This window comes from Micromonospora sp. NPDC048898 (assembly GCF_043198035.1).
Classification (GTDB): domain Bacteria; phylum Actinomycetota; class Actinomycetes; order Mycobacteriales; family Micromonosporaceae; genus Micromonospora.
On the sequence record NZ_JBICUF010000031.1, the window covers coordinates 1 to 20,456 of the forward strand.

Below are 20,456 nucleotides of genomic sequence, written 5' to 3' on the forward strand. Positions count from 1 at the left end.
TATAAATCATAATTGGCACTGGCTTTACAAGCACCCTGTTGAGTTCTCAAAGAACAACCACACACCGACCAGAAGCCCCACCTCAGTGGAACCCCGTTTCGGGGCAACCGCTCAAACCTACTTGGTCGAACTTTCGTTGTCAACCTCATGTTCAAGGTGATCAATCTGGTTCGTCCGGACCCACGATGACGCACGCCGTGTCCGGCGGTCGCTACTGTCGCGGGAAGCCGCAGACCGGCCGATCACCGCTTCGCGGCTCTCCGCCCGGCTCCTGCCGGCTTCAGAACTCTACCCGGTCGGCTTCGCGTTCGCAACCCCGTATCCGGAGTGTTCCGCACCGCCCGATCCTCAGTCTCGCTCGGCGTTCCCGCCACGAGCCTGGCGCCCGTTCTCGGCCGGTTTGTCCGGCCTCCCCCGTGCAGAGTGAAAGTTACGCGGACGGCCCCGAGAAGGCAAATCGGGGTTCATCACTGGTTCGGATCGGCTGGAACGCGGTGGTGCCCGGCGCACCCGGCGACGCGGGTCGTCCCGACGTGCCAGAGTGTCAGACATGGATGAATCCGGGCTCGGCACCAGGGTGCTCGCCGAGGAGTCGCTACTCGGCGTTCTTCTGCCGTTCTGGCAGGTGGTGATCGGTGCGGTCGTGCTGGTCGTGCTGGTGCTCTCGGTGGGACGGCTGGCCCGACGGGGAAAGTCCCGGATGACCACCGCGCTGCTGGTGACCGCCGCGGCCATCGCCGGGTTCGCGGTGATCGGCGTCCTCCTCGAGGGCTGAGGCTCAGAGCCGCCGGTTGGCCAGGCTGGGCAACTCGGCCCGGATCGCGGCGAGCCGGTCGAGGTCCAGGTCGACGACGGACACCCCCGGGCCGTCCGGCAACTGGGTGAGGACCGTCCCCCAGGGGTCGACCACCATGCTGCGCCCGAAGCAGGTGCGACCGGGGTCGTGATCGCCGGTCTGGCCAGCCGCCGCCACGAAGCACTGGTTCTCGATGGCCCGGGCTCGCAACAGAACCTCCCAGTGGTCCCGGCCGGTGTGCATCATGAATGCCGCGGGGACCACCAGCAGCTGTGCGCCACCATCGGTGGCAAGCAGCCGGTACAGCTCCGGGAAGCGCAGGTCGTAGCAGATCGACAGGCCGACTCGTACGCCCTCGATGTCCACCACCACCGGTTGGGCCCCCGGCGCGACGCTCGCCGACTCACGGTAGGAGACCCGCCCGGGGATCTCCACGTCGTACAGATGGATCTTGCGATAGCTCGCGGCGAGGTGGCCTGCGCGGTCGAAGACGAGCGACGTGTTCCAGGTGTGCTCCGGGTCCGGGCCGGCCTCGTGGAAGGAGCCCGCCACCACCCAGATCCCGAGCCGCCGGGCGATCTCGGCGAAGAACGTGCCCACCTCACCGTCCACCGGCTCCGGCTCGGGCATCCCGGTGGCCGGGCCGAGATAGTCGACGTACTCCGGTAGGACGGCGAGGTCCGCGCCGCCGGCGGCCGCGCGGTCCAGCAGGACCTCCGCGGCGGCCAGATTGGCCTTGCGGTCGTCCCGGGCGTTCAGCTGGCAGACGGCGACGCGCATGAGCACAGGGTACGGCGGAAAGGGCCACTCGGACAGCGTCAGAGGCTGGCCAGCACCAGCGCACCGGCGGCGAAGCCGAGCCCGGCGACCTGGACCGCCCGCAGCCGCTCCCGGTCGACGGCCAGGGCCAGCAACACGGTGCTGGCCGGGTAGAGGGCCGCGACCGCCGCGACGATGCTCAGGTGACCACGGGCGGCGGCGGCCAGGAAGAGTGCGTTGGCGCCACTGTCGAGCAGGCCGGCGACCGCGGCCCAGCCCAACACCCGTCGCCCGAGCCGCAGCCGCACCCCGGTGCCGACGGCCAGTGCGAGGCCGAACGCGATGGAACTTGCCCGCACCGCGGCCACCGGCCACATGCCGGCGCTCTCGTCGGCCTGGCCGAGGAGGGTGTAGAAGACGCCGAACAGCGCCCCGGCGGCGAGGGCGAGCCCGACCAGCCGTGCCGGGACGACTCGTCCGCCGCCGCTGTCCCCCAGGCTGACCAGGGCGATCGCCAGCACCGCGAGGCCCGCGCCGGTGAGCGCCAGGGCGCCCGGGAAGGACGCGGTGAAGAGGCCGGCGATGATCGGCACCACTGCGGCGGTGATCGCGGTGACCGGCGCCACCACGACCATCATCCCGCTGGCGAGAGCCCGATAGAGCAGCACGACACCGCCCGCGCCGGCGAGCCCGGCGAGAAGCCCCCAGCCGATGTCGCCGACGTGCGGGGTGCCGGGCACGACAAGCACCAGCACGGCGAGCAGCGGGACACTCAGCAGCTGGGAGATCACGGTGACGGCAACCGGGTCGGCGTGCCGGGACGCCTTGCCGCCGGAGAAGTCGGCCGTGCCGAACGCGACGGCGGACAGCGCGGCGAGGACAATGGGTAGCATGCATCTGTCGTACCACAATAGTGACCGCGAAGGATAGTTTAATGACCGAGTCTGGATCGGATCGGGTGGGCGCGGTGACCGCCGCGGTGGCCCGACAGGTGCGCGATCTGCGGGCCGGCCGTGGCTGGTCCTTCGACGAGTTGGCCGGCCGGTCCGGGGTGAGCAAGGGGATGCTCGTGCAGATCGAGGGCGCGCGCACCAACCCGAGCATCGGCACGCTGTGCCGGGTCGCCGACGCGTTCGGCGTCAACATCGCCCAACTCCTCGAACCGGCCGAGGAACGGACCGTGAAGATCACCCCAGCGGGCCAGGCACCCGTGCTCTGGCAGGGCGAACACGGCGGCGCGGCCCGCCTGTTGAGTGGGTTGGGCGAGCCGGACCTCGTCGAGCTGTGGGACTGGCGACTCCTACCCGGGGAGGCGCACCGTTCCCTCGACCACCCGCGCGGCACCCGCGAGGTGCTGCACATCCTGGACGGCGCGGTGATCGTCCGGGTCGACGGTCAGGACCATGCCGTCCGTGCCGGCGAGACCATCGAGATTCACGCCGACCGCGAGCACGGCTACCGCAACGACAGCGACGAGCCGGCCCGACTGATGATGGTGGTCGTCACCCCGTCGGGCGAATGGGACCGCCGGACGCGATCACGCCGGCCGCGTCAGGAGTAGGGCCGGCGTGACGTCGGGAGGATCAGGCCGACTTCTCCTCGCGGTCCCGCCGGGCACGACGCCCGGTGAACTCGCGCGGAACGATTGTCGGGTTGACGTTCTCCAGGACCACCTCACGGGTGATCAACACCCGGGCGGCGTCGGGGTTGCTCGGCACCTCGTACATCGCGGAGAGCAGCACCTCCTCGATGATGGCCCGCAGACCACGGGCACCCGTGCCCCGCAGCATCGCCTGGTCGGCGATCGCCTCGAGCGCCGGCTCGTCGAACTCCAGCTCGACCCCGTCCAGCTCGAACAGGCGCTGGTATTGCCGGACCAGGGCGTTGCGCGGCTCGGTGAGGATCCGCACCAGGGCGCTGCGGTCCAAACTGCGCACGTTGGTGATCACCGGAAGTCGGCCCACGAACTCGGGGATCAACCCGAACTTGAGCATGTCTTCCGGCATGACCTGGCTGAAGATGTCGTCGGTCGACCGCTCCGACACCGACCGGAGCCGGGCACCGAAGCCGGTGCCGCCCTGCCCGGTGCGGGACTCGATGATCTGGTCGAGACCGGCGAAGGCGCCACCGCAGATGAACAGCACGTTTGTGGTGTCGATCTGGATGAACTCCTGGTGCGGGTGCTTACGGCCGCCCTGCGGCGGCACGTTGGCGACCGTGCCCTCCAGCATCTTGAGCAGGGCCTGCTGGACCCCCTCGCCGGAGACGTCCCTCGTGATCGACGGATTCTCCGACTTACGGGCGATCTTGTCGACCTCGTCGATGTAGATGATGCCGGTCTCGGCGCGCTTGATGTCGTAGTCCGCGGCCTGGATCAGCTTGAGGAGGATGTTTTCCACGTCCTCGCCGACGTAGCCCGCCTCGGTCAGTGCCGTGGCGTCGGCGATGGCGAACGGCACGTTGAGCATCCGCGCGAGGGTCTGCGCCAGGTGGGTCTTGCCGCACCCCGTCGGGCCGAGCAGCAGGATGTTGGACTTGGCCAGCTCGACGGCGTCACTGCCGGAGCCGGGCGCGTTGGCCGCCTCGGCCTGGATCCGCTTGTAGTGGTTGTAGACCGCGACCGCGAGCGCCTTCTTGGCCTGGTCCTGCCCCACGACGTAGTTGTCGAGGAACTGGCAGATCTCCATCGGCTTGGGAAGCTCTTCCCACTTCACCTCGCCGGACTCGGCCAGCTCCTCTTCGATGATCTCGTTGCAGAGATCGATGCACTCGTCGCAGATGTAGACCCCTGGGCCCGCGATGAGCTTCTTGACCTGCTTCTGCGACTTGCCGCAGAAGGAGCATTTCAGTAGGTCGCCGCCGTCACCGATCCGTGCCACCTACGTTCTCCCTGCACTCATCGGCCGGAGACCCGGCCCTGACCTGCGGACGCTGCGCGCCGCCCGGCTTGGTTCGCTCCGTCGGACCAACCGACGAAGCGGTACGGACCCGACGTTACCCGCTGGCGGGGCATTCTCCGACCCCCAAAACGGGTGTGTCAGAGGTCGGCCGGGAACTCCACGCCCCGGCCAACCTCTGACCCGGTATTGCTCAGCTGGCGGAGTGGGTCGCCAGCAGACCCTTCTTGCGGCTGGTCAGGATCGTGTCGACCAGCCCGTACTCCTTGGACTCCTCGGCCGTCATGATCTTGTCACGGTCGATGTCCTTGCGAACCTGCTCGATCGGGCGGTTGCAGTGGCGGGACAGCATGTCCTCCAGCTGCGTCCGCATCCGCAGGATCTCCCGGGCCTGGATCTCGATGTCCGAGCCCTGCCCGTAGCCGCCCTCGGTGGCCGGCTGGTGGATGATGATCCGCGAGTTCGGCAGGGCCATCCGCTTACCCGCGGTGCCCGCGGACAGCAACACCGCCGCCGCGCTGGCGGCCTGCCCGAGGCAGACCGTCTGGATGTCCGGACGGACGTACTGCATGGTGTCGTAGATCGCCGTCATGGCGGTGAACGAACCACCCGGCGAGTTGATGTACATGATGATGTCGCGGTCCGGATCGGTGCCCTCGAGCGTCAGCAGCTGGGCCATCACGTCGTTGGCGGACGCGTCGTCCACCTGGACGCCGAGGAAGATGATCCGGTCCTCGAAGAGCTTGTTGTACGGGTTCGACTCCTTGACCCCGTACGACGTGCGCTCGACGAACGACGGCAGCACATAGCGGTTGTGCACGGCCGCGAACTGGGGCGGCAGGCTCAGATCGGTCATCGTCAGCTCCTCAGCTCAGGGTCCCGGCGCCATCCGGAACCTGAGCGGCCCCGATGATCACCTTGTCGATGAAGCCGTAGTCCATGGCCTCCTGGGCGGTGAACCAACGGTCCCGGTCCGAGTCGGCCTCGATCTGCGACTGGCTCTGGCCGGTGTGGTGCGCGACCCGCTCCTGGAACATCCGCTTCGTGTAGAGCATCTGCTCCGCCTGGATGGCGATGTCGGACGCCGTGCCGCCCAGACCACCGGACGGCTGGTGCATCATGATCCGTGCGTGGGGCAGGGCGTACCGCTTGCCCTTGGTGCCCGCGCAGAGCAGCAGCTGGCCCATCGAGGCCGCCATGCCCATCGCCACGGTCGACACGTCGTTGTCGATGAACTGCATGGTGTCGTAGATCGCCATGCCGGAGTAGACCGAGCCACCCGGCGAGTTGATCCACAGGTTGATGTCGCGGTCCGGGTCCTCCGCGGCGAGCAGCAACAGCTGCGCGCAGATGCGGTTGGCGACCTGGTCGGTCACCTCACTGCCCAGGAAGATGATGCGTTCCTTGAGCAACCGGTTGTAGACCGAGTCGTCGAGGTTGCCAATGGAGTCGCCACCGCGCGCGTCAATCGCCCGGAGCGACTTCTTGGGGATGTGCATGTCGGTCATGGCAGCCCTTCGCTCTCCGTACCGTCTTTCCCGACACTAACCGCTGTGCGGGGCGGCAGAGTCCCGGTCGGGGCACTGTTCGCTCTCAGCGCAGCTGTGTCGGGGTACCCGCGGCGCGGGCTTCCGGGCGTACCCGGGAAGGGAAACGGCCGCCATCCACCGCACAGCGGCGGACGGCGGCCGCACCCGACGATCAGTGGTCGTGGTTGTGCTCCGCCTCGTTGGCGGCACGCAGCGCGTCGAGGGTGACCTCGTTGCCGGCCGAGTCCTTGATCGTGATCCGCTCCATGACGGCGGCGAGCGCCTTGCCCCGCCGCACGTCGCCGAAGACCGCGGCGGCCGCACCGGTGCGCACCAGCTGGTCGTAGTACTGCTGGGGAGCCATCCCGGCGCGCTGCGCCCGGTGCACGATCTCGTGCCCGAACTCGTCGTCGGAAACCTGCACGTCCTCCGCGTCGGCAAGCGTGTCCAGCAGGAGCTGGACCTTGACGCCCTCGGTCGCCGCCTCGGCCAGCTCGGCGTCGATCTGCTCTTCGGTCTTGTCCTCGGCGGCGAGGTATTCCTCCATGGAGGCGCCGATCCGCTCCAGCTGGTCGACCATCGCCTGCTTGCGGCTCTCGACCTCCTCGCGGACGACACCCTCCGGCGCCGGGATGTCGGCGGCCTCGACCAGCTGGGCCAGCGCCTTGTCCCGAGCGGCGTAGATCTGCTCGACCTGCTTGCCCTGGGTGACCCGGGAACGCAGGTCGCCGCGCAGCTCCTCGATCGTGTCGAACTCGCTCGCCATCTGGGCGAACTCGTCGTTCAGCTCGGGCAGCTCCTTCTCCTTGACCGTGCGCACGGTCACCGCCACCTCGGCGTCCCGACCGGCGAAGTCGCCGCCGACCAGCTGGGTGGTGAAGGTGGTGTCGTCACCGGCGGCGAGGCCGACCACGGCCTCGTCCAGGCCGGGCAGGAGCTGCTTGCTGCCCACCTCGTGGGAGATGTTGCTCGCCTGGCCGCCCGGCACGTCCTCGCCGTCGACGGTGGCGTTCAGGTCGATCTGGACGTAGTCGCCCTCGGCGGCGGCCCGCTCGACCGTCTTGAGGGTCGCGAAACGCTCCCGCAGGTTCTTGACCTGCTCGTCGATCTCGCTCTCGTCGATCTGCAGCTCGTCGACGGTCACCTCGATGGAGGACGCGTCCGGGATGGTGATCTCCGGACGGACGTCGACCTCGGCGGTGAAGTTGAGCGAGTCACCGTCGTTGAACTCGGTGATCTCGACCTCGGGGCGCCCGAGCGTCTTGAGGTCGTGCTCGCGCACGGCGGCGAGGATGTTCTCCGGGATGGCCTCCTGCACCGCCTCGTTGAGGACGGTGCCCCGGCCCACCCGCTGGTCGATGACCGCGGTCGGCACCTTGCCCCGGCGGAAGCCCGGGACCTGGACCTGCGAACCGATCTCCCGGTACGCCTTCTTGAGGCTCGGCTCGAGCTCGACGAACGGCACCTCGATGGCGAGCCGCACGCGCGTCGGGCTCAGAGTCTCGACGGTGCTCTTCACAGGCGTACTCCTTGACGGATCTCAGTTGAGTCTGGGCGTGATTCAGCCCATCGAGTGTAGGCGAGCCGGCCTGACGCTCCGGCAGCGCCCGGGAACCGCGGTGTGCGGCACCCGGGGCGGCCCGGCCGCGGACGACAGTCGGGGTGGCGGGATTTGAACCCACGGCCCCTCGCTCCCAAAGCGAGTGCGCTACCAAGCTGCGCCACACCCCGTGGCGACGTGCAGTCTATGCCGTCGGCGCGACTCAGGCGGTGCCGGGGCACCCGCCACCCGGACACTTCCCCCGAAACACCCCGAACGTCCGCCGACCTGCCTGCCCCGGCCCTCCCCGGGCGCCCTCGCGAGCGCCGCGACCCCGAGATCCACTCGACTTTCCGGGAAGTCGCGGCATCCCGGGCGCTCGGAGACCGCGACATCCTGAATGTCGAGTGGATCTGCCGCCGGGCGGTGGCGTGGCTGCGCGGTCGGCAAGGGCATTGGGTACGCTGTCCGCGCGCCCCGTTCCGGCGGGGTGCACGCGGGCGTAGCTCAATGGTAGAGCTTCAGTCTTCCAAACTGACTACGCGGGTTCGATTCCCGTCGCCCGCTCCACGGACGAAGGCCCAGGTGGACCGCATGATCGCGACCCCACGGGCCGACCCCTCCCATCCTCGTCGCAGGTCGTGCCCCCGAGGAATCACCTCGGACGTGTCACGCGGGGCGCGGCAGCGCGAGCCACTCCGGCCAGGTGATGTCGCGGCCCAGATAGCGGGGCTGTTGGAAGGGCCAGTCGTCGGCGATCCACCGGAGCACCAGCGTGTCGAGCGCGCGTTCCGCCTCACCACCGACAAGGTCGTCCACGACCCACCAGGAGATCGCGGTGTCCGCCTCCCGGATCGGCCGCAGGTGCAGCGTGGTGGTGGGTACGGGGACATGGACCGGGTGCACGAAATCGTCGGGTAGCCAGCTCACCGGCCGAGGCTACCGCCGACGCGGGATGCCCCGGGGTGGTCGTCGCGGCGGCGACCAGGGGCGGCCTACTCGCTGGCTGTCGTCAGCCAGGCAGGACATCCGCGGCCTCGGGGCTATGCCGGGCCGGACCGGATGGGTCGGGATGGATATCATCACGTGGGCAAGCGGAAGAGGTCGCACATGCAGCCAATTGGTCCGTACCAACGGATCCGGAGACTGGGCGTCTGCCAGATTGGCAGCATCTGGTCCGCCGTGGACGGTGGACAGCAATCTCTCGTGGTGGTGGTGCTCGACGTCGGCATCGCCGGCGAGTCTCGGTGGCGGGACGCCTTCGCGGCCACCACCCACGCGATCGCTCACTCGGAGGCGGGCAGTCCACTGTGGGTCGGCGCGGACTTCTCCTCCGCCACCCCCTGGGTCGCGTACCCGAAAGACCTTCTTCCGACTGCCGAACGCACATTCGCCGCCCTCGGGATGACCTACCAGCCGGCTCCGGCCGAGCCGGACGATCCACCCGCCGCACCGGAGCGCACGCCGACGACACCGGTGCCGCCGCGCCAGACCCCGCGGGCCGAGAGGACGCCACCGGCCGAGACCGAGCACCCGCCACGGACCGAAGCCGAGCACACCGCACGGACCGAGACCAGGCAGACGGTGCCGGCCGACCGGCGGCCCCCCGCCGAGCAGACGCCGGCTCCGCGCGTCCAGCAGACGACGTCGACGGACGACCAACCGACGCCGGCCGTCGAGCCGACGCCGCCAACGCCGACGCCGACGCCGACGCCGACAACGCCACCGACACCCACACCGACGGAGCAAGCTCCGATGCCGGTGTGGGCAGTCCCGTCGCGACCGCAGGACGCCCGGCCCCGCCCGACTCCCACCGCCCCGGAACCAGAGCCGGAGCCAGAGCCGAAGCCGGCGACGACGTCGGCACCGAAGCAGTCCCGCGCGGGCCGGTGGGCGCTGCCGGTCATCGGCCTGGTGCTCGGCCTCGTCGCCGGTGGTGGTCTGGTCCTGCTGCTCGACCCGGGCACGGATCCGCCAAAACCGCAGCCCACGGCGAGCCCGTCGGGCCTGCCCGCGCCGGCCCCCGCCTCCGCACCGCTGAGCCCCGGGCTCGAGCCGCCAGCTCAGGGCGAGTGGCCTGCCCTGTGGGTGCGGTTCGCCGCCACCGACCGGATTCTCACCCTCAACGAGTTGGACGGTCTGCCGTTTCCGATCAAGGTGCCGCCGAGCTGGCAGTGCACGTCCGTCGAGCGGGCCGAGGGGCTCAGCAAATATCAGTGCGGGGCGCCGGCGGGCAACGAAGCCGAACTCGGCGGTGAGTTGGTCGTGCGCGACTGCCCTGCGCCCTGCGACGGGCCACGCCAGACCGCGATGCGTACCGGTGAGGAGGCCTGGGGGTTGCAGTGGGTGCGCAGTGGCCCCTCCTCCGCCTACGCCGAGACCAGCAGCCTCACCGTCGACGGTGAGCAGCGGTACGGCCTGGTGGTGGTCGCGTACTGGCGCAGTGACAGCGGCGACATCGACAAGCAGTTGGTGTTGCGGATGACCGCACCGGTCGGTGGTGCCAACCAGCTTCGCCGGGTCGCCAACTACCTACGCGACGTCCTGATCTTCTGACCTGATCGTCTGATCGGGTGTGGGGCTGGGCAGCCCGGCTCGCGCGACCAGGGCGAGCGGCAGCCAGGTCAGATACCCGGCGAGGGTGACGGACAGGTGCGACGCCTCCAGCCAGGACACCCAGAGCAGCGCGATCAGGAACAGCGCCGGGCCCGGGCTGCCGGCCCCGACCAGGAGCATCGACCGCCGCCAGACCTGGCACAGCAGCACCGCGAACAGCACGACGGCGAGCAGGCCACCGACGGCCAGCAGGTGTACGAGCACGTTGTGCCCGTGGGTGTAGCGACCGCCGAGTGCCGCGGCCAGGTCCGGCTGCCGCTCGAAGTATTCCGGACCGTGGCCGGTCAGTGGCCGCTCGGCCCATCGGCTCAGCAGGGCCCGCCACGTCCGGCCCCGGTTGGTGAAGCCGGCCGGGTCGGTCGTGAGCAGTGGGCTGAAGATGGTCAGACCGAGCGCGACGACGAGCGGAACGCCGATCAACAGCGACAGTTGCCGGCCGCGGCCCCGGTCGGGCCGGTCGGCCTGCCCACCGGTACGCCAGCGGAGCAGCCCCCAGGTCAGCAGGACGACGATGGTGGCGAGTTGGCTGGTCCGGGAGCCGGTCCAGAGCAACGCCACGAGGATCAGTGTCAGCGTGACCCGACGCGACGCCCTGTGCCGGATGCCGAACGCGAACGGCAGGCTGAGGGTGAGGATGATCCCGAGTACGTTCGAGTGTGCGTACGGGCCGGCGAGCAACCCGCCGATCGCCCAGTCCTTGTTTCCCGCGTCTGCTCCGGTGAGCAGCCCCAGGTCGGACCACCCGGCCGCCAGCAGCATCGCGACGACAGCGGTGGCCGCCCCGAGCACACCGATGGTGGCCAGTGCCTGCGCCCCGGGTCGGAGCACCCAGATGGCGACGACGGCGATCGGCAGGGCGAGGGACACCGGGCCGGGGGGTTGCCCGTTCAGCAGCCCGGCGAGGTGGATGGCTGCCAGCGGGGCGAGGACCACGAGGAGCGCCCACAGGCGATCCGGGCGGCGGTGCCGCAGCCCGTACGCGGTGAGGACGAGGGCCAGGCCGATGAAGGCCGCGGTGGTGACGTCACCCAGGATGCGACCGGCCAGCGGCATCGACTCCACGGCGGAGTTGAAGGTCGGTCGCCCGTTCTGCAGGATCTGGACGGTCGGGGGGATGGTCACCCTCATCCAGGCGAGGACCAGCAGGACGACGACGCCCGCGGTGCCGACCCACTCGGCGCCGCCGGGGTCGGGGCGGACCAGTTTGCTGGCCCGAAGGAGGGCGCCCTTCGTCTGGCCGCTGGACAACGCACTCATCGGACTCCCCCGCCTGTGCCTGCTGACTGTGCTTGGGCAGCATCCCCTGCCTCGGGAGGACCGGCCCGGCGGGCCCGCCACCACCGCCTGAGCCAGGCGTGCAGGTGACGAAGATCCGCGGCGTACGGCACGGTCACCGCTCGTAGCGACGGCACCGCCGGCAGCCTGCGCACCGATCGGGCGGCGATGCCGGCCGCGACGGCGTACCCGATCAGGCTCGCGAGGGCCGCGCCGACCGCGCCCTGCGGGGCCAGCACGACGAGCAGCAGTACGCCGGTGACTGAACCGACGACGAGGGCAACCGACGATCGGGCCGCCTTGTCGTTGACGAGCAGCAGGGCGCTGAAGATCTGCACGCAGGTGAACACGACGGTGGCCGCGCAGAGGATGACCGTGGGCAGCGTGGCGGGGGCGAACGCGGCACCGAAGAACCGGGGCACCAGCAGACCCGCGCTCGCGGCGAGGACCGCGCACCCGAGCGCCGCCACCGGCACGGCGACCCGGGCCACCCGCAGCACCGATTCGTGGTCGTCGCCGCCCGCCCCGCCCATCAGGACGGTCCGGGCCGCGGTCGCGACGACTGTTGGCAGTTCCGCCACGCTGACCGCCACCGCGTAGAAGCCGAGTTCGCGTGCGCCGAGCAGCGGCAGGCCGATGACCTGGTCGAGCCGGGCGCTGGAGGTCGCGGCGAGCACCCCCGGCAGGCAGGTGAGCGAGTACCGGATCAGCGAACGGACCGGGATCGGCTCAGCCCGACCCGCCAGCTCAGCCCGGTCGACCAGCTCAGCCCGGTCGGCTGGTTCGCTGCGATCGGCTGGTTCGCTGTGGTTGGCTGGCTCGGCCAGCTCGGCTGGTCCGGCGCGACCCGGTGCCCCTGCGCGGCGGCGCAGCCTGGGCAGCCCGACGAGCACTCCGCTGGCCGTCGCGGTCAGGAAGAGCGCGGCGGCCCAGAGGGCGCTCAGGTCGACCGTCACACAGGCGATGACCAGCAGGATCGTCCGCAGCACCGCCGGCACGACCTTCATCAGGTTGACGCCGCCGATGTCCGAGGCACCGGTGAGGGCGCCGATCGCCAGGTTCGCCAGGATGTGCAGTGGCGCCAGCAGGGCAAGCACCAGGAACTGCTGCCGGTCGACCTCCGCCCGGTCGAAGACGAGGAAACCCAACACGCCGAGCAGCAGCACGGCGACCAGACCGAGTGGCAGTGCTGCCACCAGGCTGACCCGGGCCGCGTCCCGACGGGACAGCCGGCCCTGGCGAATGTGGAAGGTCAGCGCGTCCTGGAGACCGAAGGTGCCCAGCCAACCGCAGATCACGATCGGCAGGGTGAGCGCGGCGTAGAGGCCCCGCCCCTCCGGCCCGAGTTCACGGGAGAGGAAGGGGCTGACCAGCAGCCCGCTGACCGGGATCAGCAGGTTGGCCGCGGTGGAGGTGACCAGCCGGTGGACGGCCATCACCGTGCGGGTTCGGCGCCGGCGGCGCCGCGATCGGCGAGGTAGCCATCGTTGCGCAACGCTGTGCGGAGGCGCTCGGCGAACCGGTCCTCGGAGAACTCCTGCTCCACCAGCCGCGTCGCCGCCGCGGCCATGGCGTCGAGGGCGGTCGAGGTGGTCGCGAGGAGTTCCGCCGCCATCGACTGTGGGTCCGCGGCGATGCGAACGGCGGGGCTCGCCGGCACACCCTCGGCACCGACCGCCGTGGTGAAGACCGGAACCGCGTGGGCCAGCAGGGTGAGGGTCTTCAGCTTGACGCCGGCCCCGCTCCACACCGGGACGACACCGGCGCGAGCGGTGGCGAGTGCGGCGCGCAGGTCCTCGACGTAGCCACGCACCCGCACCGCGGGGTGCCGGTCCAGCTCGGCGTGCACCGGCGCGGTCAGGCCCGAGCCGATGAGGGTGAGGGTGTAACCGGACCGGGCCAGCGCCGGCCAGCCCTCGGCCAGGAACCGCCGCAGGCCGGTCAGGTTCGGCTCGTACGCGAAGCTGCTCAGCCAGACCAGCTCCCGCTCCCGCGGCCGGGGCAGCTGACCGGACGGAAGCGGGACGCTGCTGGGCAGCACGAACGTCGCTGCCCGGCCGTGGTGTCGCCGCAGCCGCTCCGCCTCGTCGTCGCTTGTCACCGACACCGTCGCGCAGGCGGCCAGCGCCCGCCGCTCGAAGCGGGTGGAGACGGCGGTCAGATAGCGGGCGCGCAGCCGGTACGCGAGGTCGCCGGCCGCCTCGATCTCCTGCGGGAGGCTGGCGGCGAGCACGTTGGCCTTGTCCCAGTGCCAGCGCAGCCCGGTCCCGTGGACGTACGCTCCGGCCGCCTCACCGAGGGCTATCGCCGCACCGTCACGTCGCCGAAGCTCGTCGTGCAGCTCGGCGCTGTAGCGGCTGCGGATCCAGGCCGGCAGACCGTACGCGAGGGCCTGCGCGTATCGGCCCGCCGGGCCCAGGCGGTCGTAGCGGAATGGTGTGGCCTCGAAGGTGCGCACGCGCATCGGGTGCAGCATCTGGCGCAACTGCTCCACGTGCTCCGCTGTGGTGTCCGGGCGGCGGACCACCAGCAGGGTGCAGTCCGGCACCTGGGCCAGCGCCCGCAGCGTCATCGACACCCGGACGGGATCGCCCCGGTCGAGCGGGATCGGCAGGTACGACGAGACGACGCTGAGGGTCACCGGTGCCCACCTCCGCACGGCGCGGCCGGTCGGGTCGGAGTCGACTCGGCCACCTCCCGCCAGACCGACAGCAGCCGGTCGGCCTGCACCGCCGGGGCGAACTCCGACCGGAGCCGGAGCAGCAGCGCCCGGGCACGCCGCTGGGCCGTGACCGGCTCGGCGACCACCGTCCGGATCGCGGTGGCGAGGGCGACGGGGTCGTTCGGGGGGACGAGCCAGCCGCTGTCCGGGCCGACGAGTTCGGGGATGCCCGAGACGTCGGTGGTGACCACGGGGACGCCCTGACTGGCGGCCTCCATCAGGAACACCGGGATGCCGTCCAGGTCGCCGTCCGGCGCGGGCCGGCAGGGCAGGGCGGCGACCTGCGCGCCGGCGAGTGCGGCAGTGGCCACCGAATGTGGCACCGCGCCGTGCAGCACCACGGCGTCGGCCAGCCCCGCCGAGTCGACCTGCCGGCGTAGGTGCTCCCGCAGTGGACCGTCGCCGTAGATGTCGTACCGGATGGCGTGCCCGGCCTGCACGAGCCGGGCCACCGCGTCGATGGCGGTGTCGATCCCCTTCTTCGGGATCAGCCGGGCTACGGTGACGATCCTCGTCGGCGTGCCCGGCGCGGGGGCGGGCACCGTCGGTGGCGCGGCCAGGAGCCGGGCGTCGACGCCGGCCCGGACGACCCGGTGGGGAATCGTCGCGATCGGCACGCCCCGGTCCGCGAGTTGACCGGCGGTCGCCGCGGAGACGACGAAGAGGTGGCGCAGCCGGGCCAGTCGCCGGCGCAGGGCGGCCGGGTCCGGGTCGAGCAGGAAGTCGGCGGCGTGCGCGGTCGCCGTCACCGGCCGGCCGAGTCGACGCCCGAGCAGCAGGGCGACCGAGGTGGGCACGTTGACGAAGTGGGCGTGCACGACGTCCGGGTCGAAACGCGCCGCCCTGCCCGCGAGGGCGCTGGCGGCGGTGCTGGCCAGCAGGCCCCGCGCCAACCCTCGCCCTCCGGCGGCCCGCGACGGCAGCCCGAGCAGGCGCAGGTCGGCCGGGAGCCCGGCGGGACGGCGGAGCAGCTGGACGGCGGCCCGGCGCGGCTCGGCCTGACGGTCGCCGTCCGGGTTGGCCACGAACACCTCGACCCTCGCCCCGGCCGCCCGCACCGCCTCGATCTCGGCGGGGATGAAGGTCTCGGTGAGCCCGGGTGGGCGGACCTGGACGTACGCGATCCGTAGTGCTCTTCCGCTCACGCGGCGTCCCGCGCGTGGGCCGGCCGGTGGGCGCGGCGGACGGACTCGAAGAACTCGGCGTGCCGATCGACGCAGTCCGCGTCGGACAGCAGGCCCGGCGTGCGGGCGGCGCCGGTCGCCAGCTCCTGCCGCAGCCGCTGCGAGGCCACCAGGCTGCGCAGCACCGAGGCGAGCGCGTCTGGCTCTCCGGGCGGGACCAGCATGCCGTTGACTCCGGAGCGGATCCACTCCCCCGGCCCACCGCCCTCGGTGGCCACCACCGGCAGCGCCCGCGCCAACCCCTGCAACACGGTCTGGCCCAGTGGCTCGGGCCCCAGCGACGAGTGCACCAGGATGTCGACCGAGTCGAGGAAGCCGTTGATGTCGTCGACGTGCCCGAGGAACGTGACCTGCTCGCTGATGCCCAGCGTGGCGGCGAGTTCCCGTAGCTGCGTCTCGTAGGCCTCCTCGCCGAAGAGCGGGGCACCGCAGAGGTACGCGCGCACCTCGGTGCCGCGCAGGCTGGCGGCGAACGCGCGGAGGAAGATGTGCTGGCCCTTCCAGTGCTGGAGCCGGCCGACCATCCCGATGGCCCTGACCTGCGGCCCGACCTGAGGGTGCGCGAGCCGCTCGGAGATCCCGCTGGGGCTCTGGATCACCGTCCGCTGCGCCGGACCCGGCGGGACGCTGGCGAGGGTGAACCCGGAGTTGGCGATGAGCCCGTCGGCGCGTCGCATGGCCAGCCGTCGGAACGCGGGCAGACCGATCGGGCCGAGGCTCTCCACGGTCAACGGGCCGCGAAGGTGCACCACGAGGGGCCGGCTCCCGGCCCGGTCGGCGAGAGCACTGATGATCGCCGCGGCCGCGGTGTTGGCGTGCACCAGGTCGGCCTGCTGGAACAGCGGGCTGCGCCGCAGCAGCCGGGCGCCGTCGCGCAGTGCTGTCAGGTAGCGGGCCGCCAGCAGTGGCGCGCGACTTCGGGTGCCGCCGGTGGGCAGCGTCGGCAGATCCCGGGCCTGCGCCACCTCCTCGGCGGGAAGCTGGTCGAAGGCGGTGCCGGTGGGCGGGGCGTACAGGGACGCCTGCCAGGGGTGTCGCTGACCGAGCAGCCGGGCCAGGGCCAGCTCGGCCCCGCCGGGATGTGCGGTGTGGGTGACGTGTAGCACCCGCATCGGGTCAGTCACACTCATGGTCGACCCACTCGATCACCCGGCGTGCGAAGGTCTGCGTCGAGAACAGCCCCGCCTGGACTGGTATCCGCGCCGGGTCCAGCTCGTCGAGCCGGCTGGTAGCCGCGGCGTGGTCACGGGGGTCGAGCGAGTCGACCAGGACACCGGTCTCCCCGTCGACGACGGTCTCCAGCAGGCCACCCCGGCGCAGCCCGACGACCGGGGTGCGACAGGCCTGCGCCTCGACCGGGACGATGCCGAAGTCCTCGTGGACCGGAAAGAGCAGGGCGCGGGCCCCCCAGTAGAGCTGCCGCAACCGGAAGCGGTCCGGGTGGACCTCGATGGTGACCGGCACGGTGGCGTCGTGCGCCAGGCGTCGCAGTCGGGCCTCCTCGGGCCCGGAGCCGGCGATGACCAGGGGCAGGCCGGCCTCCTCGGCGATCGCGATGATCAGGTCGAAGTTCTTGTAGCGCACCCAACGCCCGACGCCCAGCAGGTAGTCGCGGGGTTGCGCCCGGTCGGCGGCCGGAGCGGCGGAGAAGAAGTCCACATCGACCGGTGGGTTGATCACCCAGGCGTCGCGCCCCCAGTGACGCCGGATCCGGTCGCGCACCTCGACGGAGTTGGCCGCGTAGCTGTGCACGTGGTGGCTGAGCCCGACGTCGAGCGCCCGCATCAGTCGTCGGGGTACGGCCAGCATCGGCCCGGCCGCCCGGTCGTCGACGCCCGGGTTCCACAGGTAGCGGGCGGGCGCGTGGACGTAGCTGAGGTGCCGGGTGCGGTCGGGTTTCCCGAGCCGGACCGTGTGCGCGAAGGCGTGACTGGAGGAGATCACCACGTCGAAATGGTCGCGGGTGAGGGTCCGCCAGACCAGCGGCATGAACGGCAGGGCAACCGCCTTGTTGCCGCGCAGCGGCGTTCGGGCCAGCCACGACACCCGCAGCGGCGGCGGGTCGGCGTCGTCGTCACTCCACAGGGCGAAACGCTCGGCGGTCGGGAAGACCTCGGTGAGCTGCCGAAAGACCTGTTCCGCGCCGCCGGTCGCGGTGAACCACTCGTGCACCAGCGCGACCGACCGGCTGGTCTGGGCGGGCGGGGCCGGGTGTGGTGCGCCGGGCTGCCCCGGCTGGCTCGGTACGCCCGGCCAGGTGGCGCCGTCCGCCTGGGCACCCGCGAGCGCGACCGGCGACTGCCCGGACGTATGGCGCAGTTCGGGTGGAACAGGCTGATCCATCACCTCGTACCCCCGTAAGAGTGTGGACGATCGGCGACGCAGCCGCCGATGATAGCGAACATATAGAGCGAAATACATCCCACAGCCGACACACGTCAGTATTCGGACATCCGATCGGCGCCGTCGTTACTGATCGTCCACACTCTATGCTGTACGTCCATCGAGGACGTATCGTCGGGGCGCAGCTCGACCCGTCGCCGACGGGCGGAAATTCCGGATGATGGTGAAACGCCGCTTCCCTGTTGAGGGTCCCACCATGGTGTCGCTATGACCGACGACGTGGCTCTGCTGCTACGCCGAACGGGGTTCGGACCGACCGCCAACGAGCTGGAGGCAGCGAGGCGGGCCGGCTTCACCGCCACCCTGACCGCACTGACCACCCCGACGGGGCCCGACATCGGCGCCACCCGGGCGCCCATTCCTCCGCTCGGCCCGGACCCGTACGCCGGCACGCCCGAGCTCACCGCGGCGCAGCGGGTCGAAGCCGACGGACTGCGTCGAGCGCAGGCGACCACCCTCACCCAGTGGTGGCTGGACCGGATGACCGTCGCCGACCACCAGGCCGTGGAGAAACTGCTCTTCTTCTGGCACGGCCACTGGGCCACCTCGATCGTCAAGGTCAAGAGCCCGCAACTGATGTTGGCCCAACACCTCGCCTTACGGGAATCTCGCGACTTTCGCGACATGGCCCACCGGATGGTCGTCGACCCGGCGCTCGTCTACTGGCTGGACGGCCAACTGAACAGCCGGGAAGCACCAAACGAAAATCTCGCCCGGGAGCTTCTCGAATTGTTCACCCTCGGCCTCGGGCGCTACACCGAGTCCGACGTGCAACACGCCGGCCTGGCGCTGACCGGCTGGCGGATCGACCTCGCCGGCCAGCGATCGGTCTTCGACCCTCGGCGCCACCACGACGGCGCGTCGAGCATCCTCGGCGTCACCAGACACTTCACCGTCGGCAGCCTCGTCGACCTGGTGCTGGCACAGGATGCCTGCCCCCGGTTCGTGGCGGCCCGACTCTGGCACCGATACGCGTCCAGCACCCAACCGATTCCGGAACGCACGAGCGACGAGATGGTCGCCGCCTTCCCCGAGCCGCTGCCGATGCTGCGGACGCTGCTGGCCGACGAGGTCTTCCCGACCACCCGGGCCACCATGGTCAAACAACCGGTCGAGTGGCTGGTCGGGGCGCTGCGACAACTCGGGTTGCGACCGGCCACCCTCCCGGCGGAGACGGTCATCGGGCTGCTCGACGGGCTCGGCGGGCTCGGGCAACGCCCGTTCGCCCCGCCCAGCGTGGGCGGTTGGCCCGCCGGTGTGGCCTGGCTGACCTCGGCTGCCGCCCGGCTGAAGCTGTCCCTGGCCGGCAAACTCGCCAGCCAGCTCAGCCCGGAGCGGCTCACCCCGGAGGAGGTGGCCCACCTGCTCTGCGTGGACACCTGGACCGACCGCACGTACGAGGTGCTGCGCGGCACCACCAACTCCCGCCTGATGCTCACCCTCGGGCTGGTCAGCCCGGAATACCAGGTGACCTGAGATGGACCGACTCACCCGACGACGGTTCCTGCTCGCCTCCGGCGTGGTCGGCGGCGGCGCCCTCGCCGCCGGCGCCGGCGCGGTCACCCTGTCCCGGCTGCTCGACACCGCCGACCCCGAGCAGCCTGTCGTCCGGCGTCCGGTGGACACCGTCGTCCTGGTCACCCTCTACGGCGGCAACGACGGGCTGAACACCGTCATCCCGTACGCCGATCCGGCCTACCGGGCCTCCCGGCCCGAGCTGGCGTACCCCGAGGAGCAGGTGCTGCGGTTGGACGGCGACCACGGTCTGCACCCGGCAATGCGCGGCCTGCAGGGGCTCTGGTCGACCGGTCGGCTCGCCATCGTGCACGGGGTCGGCTACCCGAAGCCGGACCGCAGCCACTTCCGGTCCATGGACATCTGGCAGACCGCGGCGCCGAACGGCCCGGCCGACACCGGCTGGGTCGGACGCTGGCTGGACGAGACACAGGCCCCCGTCGAGGCGGCGGTCAGCTTCGAACCGGTGCTGCCGCCACTGCTGGTCGGACGTCGACGGGTCGGTGCCTGCGTCAGCTACCAGGGGTTGGAGCTGCCCGACTGGGTGGCCCCCGCGATGGTGGCGTCGCTCGGCCGGGTGCAGGCCGGCGAGTCGGCGATGCAGGCGCGGGCCGCCTCCGCGTACGCCGACCTGGTCGACATGGGCCAGTTGGTCCGGGAGGCGGTGGCCCCGGCCGCCAGCCCCACCGACGCGACCCCGGTCGCCACCGCCACCGGCACCGGCGGCGGTGGCGCGCTCGGCGCGCAGCTCGCGCTGGTCGCCCGCTGCGTCGAGGCGGGAGTACCCACCCGCGTGTACTCGGTGAGCCTCGGCGGCTTCGACACCCACGCCGGAGAACGCGCCGCCCAGGACGCCCTGCTCGCCCAACTCGACGCGGCCGTGACCGGTTTCGTGGACCGCATGGCCGGCACCGACGCCGGCCGCCGCGTCGCCGTGGTCGTCTACAGCGAATTCGGCAGACGAGTACGCGCCAACGCCTCCGACGGCACCGACCACGGCACCGCCGGGCCGGTGCTCGTGGCCGGGGCGCGGGTGGCCGGCGGCTTCCACGGCCAACCACCCAGCCTCACCGACCTCGACCAGGGCGACCTCAAAGCCACGACCGACTTCCGCGACGTGTTCGGAGCCGTGCTCGGCACCGTGCTCGAAGCGGACCCGCAGCAGTACCTGCTCGGCTATGGGGGCGAACCACTCCCACTGTTCCGCGCCGGCTGACCGG

18 protein-coding genes and 2 tRNA genes are annotated in these 20,456 nt (G+C 71.3%); 6 read left to right on the forward strand and 14 right to left on the reverse strand.

Annotation, left to right across the window (positions count from 1 at the left end; translation table 11 throughout):
• The first annotated feature begins 550 nt into the window (after window positions 1-550).
• Complete coding sequence (locus ACGFIQ_RS35550) at window positions 551-775, forward strand: hypothetical protein (RefSeq protein ID WP_357080727.1); 225 nt, start codon at window positions 551-553, stop codon at window positions 773-775.
• 3 nt (window positions 776-778) lie between these two features.
• On the opposite strand, the gene ACGFIQ_RS35555 is transcribed toward ACGFIQ_RS35550, so the two are convergent.
• Window positions 779-1,576, reverse strand: coding sequence for a carbon-nitrogen hydrolase family protein (locus tag ACGFIQ_RS35555; RefSeq protein ID WP_393250620.1), 798 nt, complete (start codon window positions 1,574-1,576; stop codon window positions 779-781).
• A gap of 38 nt (window positions 1,577-1,614) precedes the next feature.
• Window positions 1,615-2,448 carry an EamA family transporter gene (locus tag ACGFIQ_RS35560; protein ID WP_393250622.1) on the reverse strand — a complete coding sequence of 278 codons (834 nt, stop codon included), beginning with the start codon at window positions 2,446-2,448 and terminating at the stop codon, window positions 1,615-1,617.
• Window positions 2,449-2,489: 41 nt separating this feature from the next.
• Between ACGFIQ_RS35560 and ACGFIQ_RS35565 the strand changes: the two genes are divergently transcribed.
• On the forward strand, window positions 2,490-3,116 hold the full coding sequence (locus tag ACGFIQ_RS35565) for a helix-turn-helix domain-containing protein (RefSeq protein WP_393250624.1): 627 nt from the start codon (window positions 2,490-2,492) through the stop codon (window positions 3,114-3,116).
• A 22-nt stretch (window positions 3,117-3,138) separates the two neighbouring features.
• Here the strand turns inward: ACGFIQ_RS35565 and clpX are convergent, their stop codons facing one another.
• From clpX to ACGFIQ_RS35590, 5 genes are all read right to left on the reverse strand, one after another.
• Complete coding sequence (gene clpX / locus ACGFIQ_RS35570; protein WP_145779357.1) at window positions 3,139-4,434, reverse strand: ATP-dependent Clp protease ATP-binding subunit ClpX; 1,296 nt, start codon at window positions 4,432-4,434, stop codon at window positions 3,139-3,141.
• A gap of 211 nt (window positions 4,435-4,645) precedes the next feature.
• Window positions 4,646-5,308 carry an ATP-dependent Clp protease proteolytic subunit gene (locus ACGFIQ_RS35575; RefSeq protein WP_007464109.1) on the reverse strand — a complete coding sequence of 221 codons (663 nt, stop codon included), beginning with the start codon at window positions 5,306-5,308 and terminating at the stop codon, window positions 4,646-4,648.
• A 10-nt stretch (window positions 5,309-5,318) separates the two neighbouring features.
• Window positions 5,319-5,960 carry an ATP-dependent Clp protease proteolytic subunit gene (locus ACGFIQ_RS35580; RefSeq protein ID WP_007464111.1) on the reverse strand — a complete coding sequence of 214 codons (642 nt, stop codon included), beginning with the start codon at window positions 5,958-5,960 and terminating at the stop codon, window positions 5,319-5,321.
• A gap of 193 nt (window positions 5,961-6,153) precedes the next feature.
• Window positions 6,154-7,500, reverse strand: coding sequence for a trigger factor (gene tig, locus ACGFIQ_RS35585; protein WP_393250626.1), 1,347 nt, complete (start codon window positions 7,498-7,500; stop codon window positions 6,154-6,156).
• Window positions 7,501-7,638: 138 nt separating this feature from the next.
• Window positions 7,639-7,712 (reverse strand) — tRNA-Pro (locus ACGFIQ_RS35590).
• Between the two features lie 305 nt (window positions 7,713-8,017).
• Between ACGFIQ_RS35590 and ACGFIQ_RS35595 the strand changes: the two genes are divergently transcribed.
• A tRNA-Gly gene (locus tag ACGFIQ_RS35595) sits at window positions 8,018-8,091 on the forward strand.
• 99 nt (window positions 8,092-8,190) lie between these two features.
• On the opposite strand, the gene ACGFIQ_RS35600 is transcribed toward ACGFIQ_RS35595, so the two are convergent.
• Window positions 8,191-8,451 (reverse strand): hypothetical protein, encoded by a 261-nt coding sequence (locus ACGFIQ_RS35600; RefSeq protein ID WP_393250628.1) that lies wholly within the window; start codon window positions 8,449-8,451, stop codon window positions 8,191-8,193.
• Between the two features lie 252 nt (window positions 8,452-8,703).
• Between ACGFIQ_RS35600 and ACGFIQ_RS35605 the strand changes: the two genes are divergently transcribed.
• Window positions 8,704-10,077 (forward strand): hypothetical protein, encoded by a 1,374-nt coding sequence (locus ACGFIQ_RS35605; RefSeq protein ID WP_393250630.1) that lies wholly within the window; start codon window positions 8,704-8,706, stop codon window positions 10,075-10,077.
• Here the strand turns inward: ACGFIQ_RS35605 and ACGFIQ_RS35610 are convergent.
• Genes ACGFIQ_RS35610 through ACGFIQ_RS35635 form a run of 6 tightly spaced genes read right to left on the reverse strand, consistent with a single transcriptional unit; the run spans window position 10,054 to window position 17,661 of the window.
• The gene (locus ACGFIQ_RS35610; protein ID WP_393250632.1) at window positions 10,054-11,394 is read right to left on the reverse strand and encodes an O-antigen ligase family protein; all 1,341 of its coding nucleotides are present in this window, start codon (window positions 11,392-11,394) and stop codon (window positions 10,054-10,056) included. The two genes, ACGFIQ_RS35605 and ACGFIQ_RS35610, sit on opposite strands and share 24 nt — an antisense overlap.
• The gene (locus ACGFIQ_RS35615; RefSeq protein ID WP_393250634.1) at window positions 11,391-12,848 is read right to left on the reverse strand and encodes a lipopolysaccharide biosynthesis protein; all 1,458 of its coding nucleotides are present in this window, start codon (window positions 12,846-12,848) and stop codon (window positions 11,391-11,393) included. Before ACGFIQ_RS35615 ends, ACGFIQ_RS35610 begins: the two co-directional genes overlap by 4 nt.
• Window positions 12,848-14,053, reverse strand: a complete 1,206-nt coding sequence (locus ACGFIQ_RS35620) for a glycosyltransferase (protein WP_393250636.1) — start codon at window positions 14,051-14,053, stop codon at window positions 12,848-12,850. The genes ACGFIQ_RS35615 and ACGFIQ_RS35620 overlap by 1 nt, the downstream gene beginning before the upstream one ends.
• Window positions 14,050-15,279 carry a glycosyltransferase gene (locus ACGFIQ_RS35625; protein WP_393250638.1) on the reverse strand — a complete coding sequence of 410 codons (1,230 nt, stop codon included), beginning with the start codon at window positions 15,277-15,279 and terminating at the stop codon, window positions 14,050-14,052. Before ACGFIQ_RS35625 ends, ACGFIQ_RS35620 begins: the two co-directional genes overlap by 4 nt.
• Window positions 15,276-16,448, reverse strand: a complete 1,173-nt coding sequence (locus ACGFIQ_RS35630) for a glycosyltransferase family 4 protein (RefSeq protein WP_393250640.1) — start codon at window positions 16,446-16,448, stop codon at window positions 15,276-15,278. Before ACGFIQ_RS35630 ends, ACGFIQ_RS35625 begins: the two co-directional genes overlap by 4 nt.
• Window positions 16,435-17,661 carry a glycosyltransferase gene (locus ACGFIQ_RS35635; RefSeq protein WP_393250642.1) on the reverse strand — a complete coding sequence of 409 codons (1,227 nt, stop codon included), beginning with the start codon at window positions 17,659-17,661 and terminating at the stop codon, window positions 16,435-16,437. The genes ACGFIQ_RS35630 and ACGFIQ_RS35635 overlap by 14 nt, the downstream gene beginning before the upstream one ends.
• Window positions 17,662-17,928: 267 nt before the next feature.
• On the opposite strand from ACGFIQ_RS35635, the gene ACGFIQ_RS35640 reads away from it, so the two are divergent.
• Together ACGFIQ_RS35640 and ACGFIQ_RS35645 are read left to right on the forward strand one after the other, a co-directional pair.
• Window positions 17,929-19,197, forward strand: a complete 1,269-nt coding sequence (locus ACGFIQ_RS35640; protein ID WP_393250644.1) for a DUF1800 family protein — start codon at window positions 17,929-17,931, stop codon at window positions 19,195-19,197.
• 1 nt (window position 19,198) lies between these two features.
• Entirely contained in the window at window positions 19,199-20,452 is a 1,254-nt protein-coding gene (locus ACGFIQ_RS35645; RefSeq protein WP_393250646.1) for a DUF1501 domain-containing protein, read from the forward strand.
• Window positions 20,453-20,456: the final 4 nt, after the last annotated feature.

Coding starts and splice junctions, on each gene's coding strand:
- ACGFIQ_RS35615 (WP_393250634.1), bottom strand. CDS start 12,848: ATGGCCGTCCACCGGCTGGTCACCTCCACCGCGGCCAACCTGCTGATC.
- ACGFIQ_RS35580 (WP_007464111.1), bottom strand. CDS start 5,960: ATGACCGACATGCACATCCCCAAGAAGTCGCTCCGGGCGATTGACGCG.
- ACGFIQ_RS35610 (WP_393250632.1), bottom strand. CDS start 11,394: ATGAGTGCGTTGTCCAGCGGCCAGACGAAGGGCGCCCTCCTTCGGGCC.
- ACGFIQ_RS35575 (WP_007464109.1), bottom strand. CDS start 5,308: ATGACCGATCTGAGCCTGCCGCCCCAGTTCGCGGCCGTGCACAACCGC.
- ACGFIQ_RS35555 (WP_393250620.1), bottom strand. CDS start 1,576: ATGCGCGTCGCCGTCTGCCAGCTGAACGCCCGGGACGACCGCAAGGCC.
- ACGFIQ_RS35550 (WP_357080727.1), top strand. CDS start 551: ATGGATGAATCCGGGCTCGGCACCAGGGTGCTCGCCGAGGAGTCGCTA.
- ACGFIQ_RS35565 (WP_393250624.1), top strand. CDS start 2,490: ATGACCGAGTCTGGATCGGATCGGGTGGGCGCGGTGACCGCCGCGGTG.
- ACGFIQ_RS35640 (WP_393250644.1), top strand. CDS start 17,929: ATGACCGACGACGTGGCTCTGCTGCTACGCCGAACGGGGTTCGGACCG.
- ACGFIQ_RS35635 (WP_393250642.1), bottom strand. CDS start 17,661: ATGGATCAGCCTGTTCCACCCGAACTGCGCCATACGTCCGGGCAGTCG.
- ACGFIQ_RS35560 (WP_393250622.1), bottom strand. CDS start 2,448: ATGCTACCCATTGTCCTCGCCGCGCTGTCCGCCGTCGCGTTCGGCACG.
- ACGFIQ_RS35645 (WP_393250646.1), top strand. CDS start 19,199: ATGGACCGACTCACCCGACGACGGTTCCTGCTCGCCTCCGGCGTGGTC.
- ACGFIQ_RS35630 (WP_393250640.1), bottom strand. CDS start 16,448: ATGAGTGTGACTGACCCGATGCGGGTGCTACACGTCACCCACACCGCA.